The 12,270-nt window shown below is 41.5% G+C and carries 15 protein-coding genes; 2 read left to right on the top strand and 13 right to left on the bottom strand.

Going from position 1 to position 12,270, the window contains the following annotated elements:
• Positions 1 to 21 precede the first annotated feature (21 nt).
• Positions 22 to 768, bottom strand: a complete 747-nt coding sequence (locus tag ACIROD_RS20555) for an alpha/beta hydrolase (protein ID WP_101223705.1) — start codon at positions 766 to 768, stop codon at positions 22 to 24.
• A gap of 142 nt (positions 769 to 910) precedes the next feature.
• Complete coding sequence (secG, locus tag ACIROD_RS20550) at positions 911 to 1,144, bottom strand: preprotein translocase subunit SecG (protein ID WP_034309999.1); 234 nt, start codon at positions 1,142 to 1,144, stop codon at positions 911 to 913.
• 177 nt (positions 1,145 to 1,321) lie between these two features.
• Between secG and ACIROD_RS20545 the strand changes: the two genes are divergently transcribed.
• A complete protein-coding gene (locus tag ACIROD_RS20545) occupies positions 1,322 to 1,864 on the top strand; it encodes a hypothetical protein (protein ID WP_101223706.1) in 543 nt (180 codons plus the stop codon).
• A gap of 55 nt (positions 1,865 to 1,919) precedes the next feature.
• Positions 1,920 to 2,750 (top strand): M15 family metallopeptidase, encoded by an 831-nt coding sequence (locus ACIROD_RS20540; protein WP_402943571.1) that lies wholly within the window; start codon positions 1,920 to 1,922, stop codon positions 2,748 to 2,750.
• 317 nt (positions 2,751 to 3,067) lie between these two features.
• Here the strand turns inward: ACIROD_RS20540 and ACIROD_RS20535 are convergent, their stop codons facing one another.
• From ACIROD_RS20535 to ACIROD_RS20485, 11 genes are all read right to left on the bottom strand, one after another.
• Positions 3,068 to 3,436 carry a hypothetical protein gene (locus tag ACIROD_RS20535; RefSeq protein ID WP_402943568.1) on the bottom strand — a complete coding sequence of 123 codons (369 nt, stop codon included), beginning with the start codon at positions 3,434 to 3,436 and terminating at the stop codon, positions 3,068 to 3,070.
• 3 nt (positions 3,437 to 3,439) lie between these two features.
• On the bottom strand, positions 3,440 to 3,604 hold the full coding sequence (locus ACIROD_RS20530) for a hypothetical protein (protein WP_157831060.1): 165 nt from the start codon (positions 3,602 to 3,604) through the stop codon (positions 3,440 to 3,442).
• A gap of 233 nt (positions 3,605 to 3,837) precedes the next feature.
• Positions 3,838 to 4,032 carry a hypothetical protein gene (locus ACIROD_RS20525; protein WP_402943565.1) on the bottom strand — a complete coding sequence of 65 codons (195 nt, stop codon included), beginning with the start codon at positions 4,030 to 4,032 and terminating at the stop codon, positions 3,838 to 3,840.
• Positions 4,033 to 4,138: 106 nt separating this feature from the next.
• Positions 4,139 to 4,270 (bottom strand): hypothetical protein, encoded by a 132-nt coding sequence (locus tag ACIROD_RS20520; RefSeq protein WP_402943562.1) that lies wholly within the window; start codon positions 4,268 to 4,270, stop codon positions 4,139 to 4,141.
• 111 nt (positions 4,271 to 4,381) lie between these two features.
• A complete protein-coding gene (locus ACIROD_RS20515; RefSeq protein ID WP_402943560.1) occupies positions 4,382 to 4,771 on the bottom strand; it encodes a hypothetical protein in 390 nt (129 codons plus the stop codon).
• A 331-nt stretch (positions 4,772 to 5,102) separates the two neighbouring features.
• Positions 5,103 to 6,398, bottom strand: coding sequence for a phosphopyruvate hydratase (gene eno, locus ACIROD_RS20510; RefSeq protein WP_034309992.1), 1,296 nt, complete (start codon positions 6,396 to 6,398; stop codon positions 5,103 to 5,105).
• A 30-nt stretch (positions 6,399 to 6,428) separates the two neighbouring features.
• Positions 6,429 to 7,964, bottom strand: coding sequence for a 2,3-bisphosphoglycerate-independent phosphoglycerate mutase (gpmI, locus tag ACIROD_RS20505; protein ID WP_260358744.1), 1,536 nt, complete (start codon positions 7,962 to 7,964; stop codon positions 6,429 to 6,431).
• Positions 7,957 to 8,718, bottom strand: a complete 762-nt coding sequence (gene tpiA, locus ACIROD_RS20500) for a triose-phosphate isomerase (RefSeq protein WP_402943556.1) — start codon at positions 8,716 to 8,718, stop codon at positions 7,957 to 7,959. Before tpiA ends, gpmI begins: the two co-directional genes overlap by 8 nt.
• A 45-nt stretch (positions 8,719 to 8,763) precedes the next feature.
• On the bottom strand, positions 8,764 to 9,948 hold the full coding sequence (locus ACIROD_RS20495; protein ID WP_402943553.1) for a phosphoglycerate kinase: 1,185 nt from the start codon (positions 9,946 to 9,948) through the stop codon (positions 8,764 to 8,766).
• A gap of 246 nt (positions 9,949 to 10,194) precedes the next feature.
• Positions 10,195 to 11,202, bottom strand: a complete 1,008-nt coding sequence (gene gap / locus ACIROD_RS20490) for a type I glyceraldehyde-3-phosphate dehydrogenase (protein ID WP_076368241.1) — start codon at positions 11,200 to 11,202, stop codon at positions 10,195 to 10,197.
• A 32-nt stretch (positions 11,203 to 11,234) separates the two neighbouring features.
• Positions 11,235 to 12,269 carry a sugar-binding transcriptional regulator gene (locus ACIROD_RS20485; protein ID WP_101223715.1) on the bottom strand — a complete coding sequence of 345 codons (1,035 nt, stop codon included), beginning with the start codon at positions 12,267 to 12,269 and terminating at the stop codon, positions 11,235 to 11,237.
• Position 12,270 lies beyond the last annotated feature (1 nt).

The raw sequence follows: 12,270 nt of genomic DNA, 5'->3' as shown, positions 1-12,270 counted from the left end.
CCTATTCAGGGTATATTTTTGTTATTCGGCCCAATCCAGACTTTCTAAAAATTCCAATACATCTTCATGCAGCTGGTCCTTTTCTTTATCAAGAGTTATGACATGACCGGATTCTTCATACCACTTGATTTTTTTGACCGGTGATTCAATGGCATCAATAATAATATCGGCACTTTTTGGATTGATAACATCATCATGCCTGCCCTGCACCACAAATGTCGGCGCGTATATAAGGTCGACGTGCTCTCGTACATCCGTTATCAATTCCTGAAGGGCTTTCAATGTATTCATCGGTTTATCGGCAAGGAGGTCCATTTCAAGCTCTATTTGCTCTTGAGTTTTTCCTTCATACTTCTTAAATTCTCTGGCGTACTCCAATACTCCTTTAAACATCATTTCTTCACTTTTGATATACATAGGCGCACACATTGATACGATACCCTTTATAGGTACAGTGTAACCTAATTTAAGAGAAAATACGCCTCCTAATGATAGTCCGGCAACAGCAATTTCTTCATGGCCTTTGCTTTTCAGGAAATCGTAGGCCATCATTACATCTTTCCACCAATCTTCCGGACCCGTTTTCACCAGCTCCTCTGGGGGTACGCCATGCCCTTTATAGTGCGGGGCATGGCAGGTGTATCCCTGTTTCTCCAAGTATCGCCCTAGCATCCGTACATCCGCTGAATTCCCCGTAAATCCATGTAAAAGTAAGACAGCTCTTTTTCCGCCTTCAAAAGTAAAGGGCTGCTGCAGCTTTATTTTCATGATCTTAAGCTCCTTTATCAGTAAATAGAATTTTAAAAGCATCCCTATCCTATAATTAAGTACTAAAATCACTATATCTATTCATGTAACTATTATGCAAAGAAAAAAGTCTAGCTATTTAGCTAGACTCATTTTTGATCCATTACACATCAAAGTATGCAACTAGTAAAGTTAAAGCAAAGAATAAAATCGCCAATACTATTGTCGCACGATGTAAAACCAGGTCCAAACCGCGTGCCTTTTGCTTTCCGAATAACTGCTCAGCACCGCCGGCAATCGCACCTGATAAACCTGCACTCTTACCTGATTGAAGCAATACCGTCACAATGAGGGCGATACTGACAATCACTAAAAGCGTTATGAGAAATGCATGCATGCAATTACACCTCCTGAAGAACCAATAAACAATTACTTTAACTTTACCACACCCAATAAGTATCCACAATCTTTGTTATACTATGATGGTAAGAATTCCTAAAAATCCATAGTCATTTATTTTCTTTTTGAATCAAAGTTTGAGATAATTTGCATAAATAGAGAAAGAGGTGTCAACATGTTTAAGTCCATACTCCGGATTCTTGATCTCCTGACCATCCTATTCTCGGCGGTTGCCGGCTATTCTTTATGGACAGGCGGAAGCAATTTTATCAGTGTACTATTAATCATCCTATCACCGCTTTTATTGCTGCTGGCAAAGTATCACGGAAATCGATACTTATTATTTGCTGCATATATCACGACAACCGTTTATTTTACTGCTATTATTTATAATGGACTTTCCAATAGCGGTACTGACTTTTTCCAATCAAGCTTCAATGTCCTCCTGATCGGGGCAGCAGCCGCCTTGCTGAGCGTCATAGCGGCGGTCATTGGGTTTGGGACCAATACCCTTACGATTCTTTGGTTATCGCTTCACGCCCTTGTCACATTCGAGACAATCAGGATGTCATCGGGTTTCCTTTCGAGCTTTTGGTCTGATCCCGTTGTGGAAACCGCAGTCCGTAACGATTATCCATTTTTATTGATGGTCGTCTGGATTGGCTTATTTCTTGATAAATATCAAAGTGAATTAACAAGGGATTACTTATCCCGATAATTTTTTTCAAAACTACTTTATTGGAAACTTATATTAAAAGCAAGGGGCCTTTCATATGTTAAAACCTATATTTGCAGCAACTGCTCTATCATCTTTCATTCTAATGGCTGGCTGTTCATCCGACCTGACAAGCGAGCATGAAAAAGAGCAAAAAGAAGAACAACCGAGCTCCCAGGATACGGAGACGGAGACAGAAACCGACAAGAATAATGATTCAAAAGAATCGGCCCAACGCCAGGTGGAAGTTGATGAAACGGCTAAACCCGGACAGGCTGGCCTTCAGACATTAGCCCATCCGGAAGGCATTCCTGTACTTGTCAATAAACAATACAGCCTGCCTGAAGATTACAAACCTGCTGACCTCATCTACCCAAAAGTGGATTTCATCTTTCAAGATAAAATTGAAAAAAGAATGATGCGAGAGGAAGCGGGAAAGGCACTTGAAGTAATGTTCCAGGCTGCCGAAAAAGAAAACATGCACTTTGCCGGCGTTTCCGCTTATCGCTCTCACCAAAGACAGATCGAGGTCTTTAATAACTATGTGGCTAAGGACGGGGAAGAAAAGGCGAAAACCTACAGTGCAATGCCTGGGACAAGCGAGCATGAAACGGGCCTGGCGATTGATGTCACGACCCACGATGGGGCATGCGCTGCCCAAGACTGCTTCGGTGATACGAATGAAGCTGCCTGGCTTGCTGAACATGCACATGAATACGGATTTATCATTCGCTACCCTGAAGGCAAGGAAAACATCACAGGTTATAAATACGAACCATGGCACATCCGTTATGTTGGTGTCGCTACCGCAACTGAAATCTTTGAAGCGAAGATTACATTAGAAGAATACTATAATGCCGTACCAGTGGAAGCTGTATCGAGTAAATAAAAAAAGGTGCCCGGATGCGGCACCTTTTTTATATTAATCAAACGTTTGATTAAATCCTTTTATCAGCCCTGAACCAAGCCGGAATCAGTGACTGGACGGCTAACTTTATAAGCAAAAAAACCTCCCATACAATGTGTATTCTCACATTGTATGGGAGGTGAAAAGAAATTACTGTGCAGAATCCATCTTCTCATCAGAAGCAGAATCCCAAAATAATTGGGTGAATGGATTTCAACGACTGAAAGAACGAAACCTAATTTTGGAGCATTGCATATTTAAGCAACGAAAAAAGGACTCCGCATAATTGGCGGGGTCCTTCAATATTCATCGTTTTTATTTTCAACTTCAAATAGGTTGAAACTTGATGATTCATCTGGGTTGAATGCAGGTTCTTCATTTTCATATTTATATTTATGTTCTTCTACGTATTTAATTTTCTGATATTCCTCTTTTGACATACCCTCCCAAATTTTTGTTGCATTGTGGTCTTCATGGCCAGGCTGAGGATTCGTATGCGGTGTTGGGTCCAAGATAAAACTACCCAAAAAAATGGTTGTGTAGAAAAATGGCATTGCCATAATCAAAACGATTAAGCCCAATGCTCCAACTTTATTTATGTATTTTTTCATTGGTGACATACCTCCCAATTTTTGAATTTTTATATTCAATTGATGTACAACCAGCATATTTTAGTCACTCCATAACCAATCACGAAACCACTTGACGGGAAGAACAGCCAATACACAAATTACAAGAAGTATGAATGCAATATACAGCATTCCTAAATCAATCAGTATGCCCATTACTACAGCTACACAAGAGATTATAATAGCGATAGAGAAACGTTCAGTCATTGTCTCACCTCCCGTTTGGTTAACTCCAGTAAACCTTTTATTAATTCATCGGTATGGATGAAAACAAACACTTGGTATTTTTTGTTGTTTCGATTAGGCATAGTATGATGAATGTCATGTCCAGCCCGTACAGAGCCATAGACAATGATTTTTTGTAAATGTTCTTGAGCCCCATAATATCCACCTCCATTTATGAAATTGGCAAAGGAGGTAAAGTGCTTACCTCCTTAAATTCATTCCTTTTCCATCTTTTCTTTCTTTTCCATTTTATGAAGGATGGTATTGGAAACAATCGCATAGACCACAAACGCCATCCAATAATAACCATAATCCTTATCGTTGCCAATGGACGAAAACATTAATATCGCAAATAACAAATATGGAATGGTCAATAACAATCGGAGTTTCCAAAGGTATCGTCCCCACATCGGTATTCCTCCTTTTAAAATCATTGGCAGTGCTTTTGAGATTTTTTCCACTCCTCAAATACTATGTCACTGGCAATAATTTCAGCATCGGTATATCCCAACCCACCTAAAGCAAATCAAGGTCGTTTATATAATGGTCCAATGTGCGTTTGGCAAGAAAGTCAGTTCCTTCATTATTGTTACGGAAAAACAATCCTGTTAGCGTTTCGATGGCTGTTGATAAGATTTCTGGTTTCATGGCTTTCGTCCTCATAATTAACTAAATATTCCGTCACGTCTATTACTATAGAAGTATGAAGTACCAAAATTATGCTGTCAATCTAAAAAAGACCATTCCTATTGGAACGGTCTAAAAGTTTGGCATATAAGATTTTTCGTCTGTGTTTTTAACATCCAGCTCATGACCATCTACCATGTAATCATAAACAAGGGTGGCTTGTGGGACATACTTTCCATCTATCTTTGCTTGATGTATTGCTCTGTCCACTTTACCGAACCCGTTGATTTGTCGCCTTTCTGCTAATTGCAAATTATATTTTCTAGCCACAATATCGAACACAAGTTTTGCATCATCTTGAGTTTTAGGCAGCTCTAGGCTTTCACGAACTTTACTTTCAGTTTTCGTTAAATAAGCACAGTAAGCATCATATTTAAAGCGAATCCATAATATGCGTGGATTTCCTTGTGTTTTTTTATAAACTCCTTGGAGTTTGGATGATTGCCTTTTTTGGCTATCCAATATCCAATTCCCAATTCCTCTTTTAACAAGTTGACCTTATCGTCAATATCTTTAGCAATATCAATATCCAATGGGCCATACCATTTTGTAATTGTAGGTCTCGATAGTTCGCTTGGAATAATTTTTAATTTGCAAGTCAAATGTAAATTCTTTCAACAAGTCATGTATTAACACGCAAAAACCCCCAATTCATAAGCGATTTCACTCACTTATAAATCAGGGGTTGATACTAAACATTTGTATTGCTAAGTTCGAGTTGATGTACTACATAACTCAAAGTGTCCAAAAGTGCCTTGTATGACAAAGTTCGGACGTATTTTATGCTTGATAATTACTTCTTCAGGTTATAGAAAGATTTCAAGCCGCCATATACAGCCAAGTCACCAAGTTGATCTTCGATGCGAAGAAGTTGGTTGTATTTAGCAATACGGTCTGTACGGGACATGGAACCAGTTTTGATTTGTCCTGCGTTTGTTGCAACGGCGATATCAGCGATCGTTGCATCTTCCGTTTCACCGGAACGGTGGGAAACGACTGCAGTGTAGCCTGCGCGTTTTGCCATTTCGATTGCATCAAACGTTTCAGTCAGTGTACCAATTTGGTTCACTTTGATCAGGATGGAGTTGCCGATGCCTTTTTCGATGCCTTCAGCCAATTTTTTCGTGTTCGTTACGAAAAGATCGTCACCAACAAGCTGAACTTTAGAACCGATGCGTTCCGTTAAAAGTTTGTGGCCATCCCAGTCATTTTCATCCAGGCCGTCCTCGATGGAGATAATAGGGAATTCATTCACTAGCTCTTCATAGAAAGCTACCATTTCTTCTGATGTAACACCATTGCGGCCTTCGCCAGCAAGATCATATTTGCCTGTTTCTTTGTTATAGAATTCAGATGAAGCTACGTCCATGCCAAGGTAGATATCTTCGCCTGCTTTGTAGCCAGCTTTTTCAATTGCCTCGATGATGACTTGAAGCGCTTCACGGTTTGAACCAAGGTTTGGCGCGAAGCCGCCTTCATCGCCGACTGCCGTATTCAGGCCTTTGGCAGAAAGGACAGATTTCAAGGCATGGAATACTTCTGCACCCATACGAACTGCTTCTTTGAAGCTAGGAGCACCTACAGGAAGAATCATGAATTCCTGGAAGTCAACATTGTTATCGGCATGTGATCCGCCGTTAATGATGTTCATCATTGGAGTAGGAAGTTGTTTCGCATTGAACCCTCCAAGGTAACGATACAATGGTAAACCTGAAAATTCCGCAGCGGCATGGGCAGCAGCCATTGATACGCCAAGGATTGCATTAGCTCCCAGGTTTCCTTTGTTTTCAGTGCCATCCAATTCAATCATAGTGAGGTCAAGTCCTGCTTGGTTCGTAACATCCAAACCGATGACAGCTTCAGCAATGATATCATTTACATTATCGACTGCTTTTTGTACCCCTTTACCCAGGTAGCGAGATTTATCTCCGTCACGAAGCTCAACCGCTTCGTGTTCTCCTGTTGAAGCACCTGATGGTACGATTGCACGTCCGAAGTATCCGGACTCTGTTTGGATTTCTACTTCTATTGTTGGATTACCACGGGAATCTAGCACTTCGCGTGCATATACATGTTCGATGTACGGCATTATAAATCTCTCCTTTTCCTATTCACAATTTTATTTAGATAATAGGGATTTCCCTGTCATTTCAACAGGTTTTTCGACTCCAAGCAAATCAAGCATCGTTGGAGCTAAATCACCTAGGATACCACCTGTTCTTAATGTTACCTGATTTTTAGTGATAATGACAGGCACGGGATTCGTAGTATGGGCTGTCATCGGGTTGCCTTCAAGCGTTACGACTTCATCGGCATTCCCATGGTCAGCGGTAATGATTGCCGTACCGCCTTTTGAGACGATTAAATCGACAATCCTGCCTAGGCATTCATCCACTGTTTCAATCGCTTTAATGGTAGGCTCAAGCATCCCTGAATGACCAACCATGTCCGGATTGGCAAAATTCAAGAGAATGGCATCAAAGCGATCAGCCTCAATTTGTTCCACCAATGCATCCGTAACTTCATAAGCACTCATTTCAGGTTTTAAATCATATGTAGCGACTTTCGGAGAATTAATTAAAATCCTCTCTTCACCAGGAAACTTCTCTTCACGTCCGCCGCTCATGAAAAATGTCACATGCGGATATTTTTCAGTTTCAGCGATACGAAGTTGGGTAAGCTGGTTTTGGGAAAGTACTTCCCCTAATGTATTATCAAGATTTGTCGGATTAAATGCAACATATCCGTCAACTGTTTCTGAAAAATGTGTCAAGCAGACAAAATGGAGATGCTTCGGATGTCCAGGACCGCGTTCAAATGAGCGAAAATCCTCATTGGTGAACGTATTGGAAATCTGGATCGCACGGTCTGGACGGAAGTTATAAAAGATTACGGCATCATCATCTTTAATCGTTGCCACCGGTTTACCGTCTTCCGCCGTTATGACTGAAGGTATCACGAACTCGTCAAAAATACCATGTTCGTAGGAATCCTCGACACATTCCATCGCGGAAGAGTAAGCAGGGCCATCACCATACACCATCGAACGGTAGGATTTCTCCACACGTTCCCAGCGCTTATCACGGTCCATCGAATAATATCTTCCGGATATGGTCGCAAACTGTCCAACACCGATTTCCTTCATTTTCGCTTCCGCTTCCTTAATATAACCTTGCGCCGTTTTCGGCCCGACATCACGACCATCTAAAAATGCATGTACATATACATTTTTAACTCCTTCTTTAGCGGCCAATTTCAGCAGGGCATACATATGATCGATATGACTGTGCACGCCGCCATCTGAAAGTAGACCGAAAAGATGAAGGTCCGTGCCTTTTTTCTTGGCATGGCTCATGGCATCGATCAAAGTTGGGTTTTTGGCAAACTCACCTTCACGGATAGCCAGGTTCACACGGGTTAGACTTTGATAAACGATCCGTCCTGCCCCGATATTCAAATGCCCCACTTCCGAGTTCCCCATTTGACCGGCAGGCAAGCCGACCGCTTCCCCGCTTGCAGTTAAATGGGAATGCGGATACTGTTCCCAAAAACGGTCAAAGTTCGGTTTTTTCGCATGAAAAACAGCATTTCCCTTTTCCTCGTTACGGCAGCCAAAACCGTCTAAGATGATAAGTGCCACAGGCGACTTACTCATAGTGACCAGCCTCCAGCAATTGTAAAAATGAATCGGATTTCAAGCTTGCACCGCCAACCAACGCTCCGTCTATATCAGGTTGTGCCATGTACTCTTTAATATTCTCAGGTTTTACACTGCCACCGTATTGAATGCGGATGGCTGCAGCTGCTTCATTTGAAAATTTGTCGGCAACAACCGAGCGGATATGCGAACAAACTTCATTAGCATCTTGAGCAGATGACGATTTTCCTGTTCCAATTGCCCAAATCGGCTCATAAGCAATAACGGCTTGTTTCAATTGATCGTCAGATAATCCTGCAAGGCCTTTTTCTATCTGGCTGCCTACGAAATCATTCGTTTCGCCAGCTTCCCTTTGCTCTAATGTTTCACCGCAGCAAACGATCGGGGTCAATCCGTGGGCAAAAGCGGAATGAGCTTTTTTATTAACGGCTTCATCCGTTTCTTTGAACATTTCACGGCGTTCGGAATGACCAAGTATGACGTAGGATACACCAAGATCAGCCAATGCGATCGGGCTGATTTCTCCTGTGAAAGCACCACTTTCTTCAAAGTGCATGTTCTGCGCCCCGATCTTCACATCAGTTCCTTTTGCTGCTTGAACCAGCTGATCCAAAAATAAAGCTGGAGCACATACAACCGTATCGATTACATCTTGCTTCGGAATCAAATTGCTCACTTCTTCTAAAAAGGCAGTCGCTTCAGATAGTGTTTTATTCATTTTCCAGTTTCCTGCAATAATCGGTTTACGCATTTGGTTTCTCATCCCTTCTAAAGTTGAAATATGTAACGGTCAGTCTTATTTATCGTTCAAGGCCACAACGCCAGGCAACTCTTTGCCTTCCATGAACTCAAGAGACGCACCGCCGCCAGTTGAAATATGGGACATCTTTTCTGCCAAGCCAAACTTTTCTGCGGCTGCGGCTGAATCCCCTCCGCCTACAATGCTGTACGTATCATTTGCTTCCGCCAAGGCTTTAGCAACGGTTTTCGTTCCATTCGCAAATTTATCGAACTCGAATACACCCATTGGTCCATTCCAAATGACAAGCTTGGAACTTTTGATTACATCCGCAAATAATTCGCTTGTTTTTGGTCCGATATCAAGAGCCATTTTATCCTTTGGAATAGCATCGATATCGACATTATCCGTCTCTGCATCAGGTGAAAATTCAGCAGTTACGACTGCATCGATAGGCAAATGAAGTTTTACGCCTTTTTCTTTTGCACTTTCGATGAAAGATTTGGCCAATTCTATTTTGTCTTCTTCCAATAAAGAATTACCGATTTCATGACCTTGCGCTTTAATGAATGTATAACCCAATCCACCACCAATGATCAAGTGATCGACTTTTTCCAAAAGGTTTTCGATAACGCCTATCTTATCCTTTACTTTTGCTCCGCCAATTATAGCTGTAAAAGGACGTTCTGGGTTGGATAGGGCTTTTCCAAGTACTGAAAGCTCTTTTTCCATCAGCAATCCGGCAACGGCTGGGAGATGGTGCGCTATTCCTTCAGTTGAAGCATGTGCACGATGCGCAGCTCCGAATGCATCGTTAACATAGACATCAGCAAGTGCAGCAAATGACTTCGCCAATTCTTGATCGTTCTTCTCTTCTCCTGGATAGAAACGAACGTTTTCCAACAACAAGATCTCGCCATCTTGCATGTTATCAATGATTGATTGAACGGTCTCACCGTATGCTTCTTCTGCCTTTTGCACATCCTTGCCACTAAGTTCGCTTAGTCTTTCCGCGACAGGTGCTAGACGCAATTCTTCTACGACTTGTCCTTTAGGACGGCCAAGGTGGCTGGCTAAGATGACTTTTGCGCCTTGTTCTGTCAAATAGGAAATCGTCGGCAGTGCAGCCTTGATTCTCGTATCATCCGAAATCTTTCCGTCCTGCATCGGCACGTTGAAATCAACACGGCAAAATACGCGTTTCCCCTTTAATTCAATATCTTTAATCGACTTTTTATTCATAATCCAAGAACCTCCTTAGATATTGTTATCATATTTTTGTTTCTTTTAGCCAAAAAGGGAGAGGGTAAATTTCCCAACTCCCCTTTTCTCTTTTTCATTATAGTCGGTTTCCAGGAAATTATCCAAAAACAAGAAATGTAAACGCTTGACTGATTAATGACTTACTAATAATATCATCTTCTGCCAAGTTTTTTTAGAGGTGTGATAAAAAAAACCTCACCTTGGTGAGGTTTTTTATTATTCTAATTACAATCCTTTTTTAGCCAAATAGTCGATCAAATCAACAACACGGCTTGAATATCCTGTTTCATTATCATACCAAGATAATACTTTAACCATGTTTCCTTCCATTACCATTGTGGAAAGGGCATCGATTGTAGATGATGATGGGTTACCGTTATAGTCAGTTGATACTAGCGGAAGTTCGCTGTACTCAAGGATTCCTTTTAATTCACCTTCAGAAGCCTTTTTGAATGCTGCATTAACTTCTTCAACTGTTGTGTCTTTTTCAAGTTCTGCAACAAGGTCGACAACAGACACGTTTGGAGTAGGTACGCGCATTGCCATACCATTCAATTTCCCTTTAAGTTCAGGAAGGACAAGTGCAACAGCTTTTGCTGCCCCAGTTGTTGTAGGAATGATATTCTCGGCAGCTGCACGTGCACGGCGGTAATCTTTATGTGGCAAATCAAGGATTTGCTGATCATTTGTATAAGAGTGAACAGTAGTCATCATACCGCGTTTGATTCCGAATTGTTCGTGAAGCACTTTAGCAAATGGAGCTAAGCAGTTCGTTGTACAAGAAGCATTAGAGATTACATGGTGGTTAGCTGCATCATATTTATCTTCGTTTACACCCATGACGATTGTGATATCTTCATCAGATGCAGGAGCAGAGATGATTACTTTTTTCGCGCCAGCTTCTAAATGCTTAGCTGCATCTGCACGTTTCGTGAAACGTCCTGTAGATTCTACTACTACTTCTACTCCTAGTTCACCCCATGCTAATTGTGCAGGGTCACGTTCAGCCAATACTTTGACTTTATGACCATCAACAACAAGGTAATCCCCATCAACTGTTACTTTTTCATTAAGTGATCCATGAATTGTATCGTATTGAAGAAGGTGCGCTAACATATTAGCATCCGTTAAGTCGTTAATAGCAACAATCTCTACCCCAGGATTACTCAATGCTGCACGAAATACATTACGTCCAATACGTCCAAAACCATTAATACCAACTTTTACTGCCATGAAAAATTCCTCCTTTTAAGTTCGCAAATATATTAAGGGGTGTAATTCCCCTGAATTAACTCTTGTGCCGCCGCTTCATCCGTGATTAAAACGGTTGATGAAGGTGCGCCTTTCATGTAGGAACGGATAGCCTTTGCTTTAGTTTTACCACCTGCCACAGTTATCACTCGCTTTTCAGGGCTAAGATCATCTAACTGGATGCCGACTGTCAAAACTTTATGAACAACTTTACCGTTTTCATCGTAATAATAACCGAATGCCTCTCCTACAGCATTTCCATCTAACAGCTTCTTTAACATTTCTGGCGAAGAATTTCTTCTTTCTGCCATCGCCATGGCATCACCGATTCCATGAATGATCATATCGGCAGATTTGATTTGGGAAATCACTTCTTTAATTGCAGGTTCCTTCTGAAATGAAGCATAAACCTCACCGCTTAATTGATCGGGTACATACAATACTCTGTATGAGGCCTGTGCCTTCTGGGCCATTTTTTCGACAATCGTATTGGCCTGATTCTGCACTGCTTCACCAATTCCCCCGCGGGCCGGGACAAATGTCAATTTCTTCGACGCTTCATCAGGTGACAGCGAATCAGCCACTTCGGCCATTGTCGATCCGCCAGTAACCGCAATGATATTCTTTGAGTTCCATTCTCGTTTCATACGGATTGCACAAGCTTTACCCAATTCTTTTTTCACCCATGGAGTCTCATCACAATTTCCTGAGACAATAATGACCTCATCCACTTGCAATAAATCCTGCAATTGCCGTTCCATTATGTCTATACCCATTACTTCACGCATTATTCCTTCTAACTTATCCAGGATTTCAATCCCTTCATCAGTCAGCGTCATGCCAGAGCTGAATATGTTAACTAGGTTCTGACTTTTCAGAAAATCAACCTCGCCTCTGAGCGTCCGCTCCGTCAAATTAAGGCTCACGGACAGACTGCGCCTTCCAACCGGCTGCATCATTTTGATATAACGCAGGATATCATATCTTTTTTGCATAACCAAAAGGAAATCTGGTAATAATTTTCTTTGTACCTCGAGTAATGTACGCATA

It is taken from the genome of Peribacillus sp. NPDC101481 (assembly GCF_044767165.1).
In the GTDB taxonomy this organism is placed as follows: Bacteria; Bacillota; Bacilli; order Bacillales; family DSM-1321; genus Peribacillus.
The sequence above is the reverse complement of the archived record's forward strand: the minus strand, read 5'-3'. Positions and strand labels throughout refer to the sequence as shown.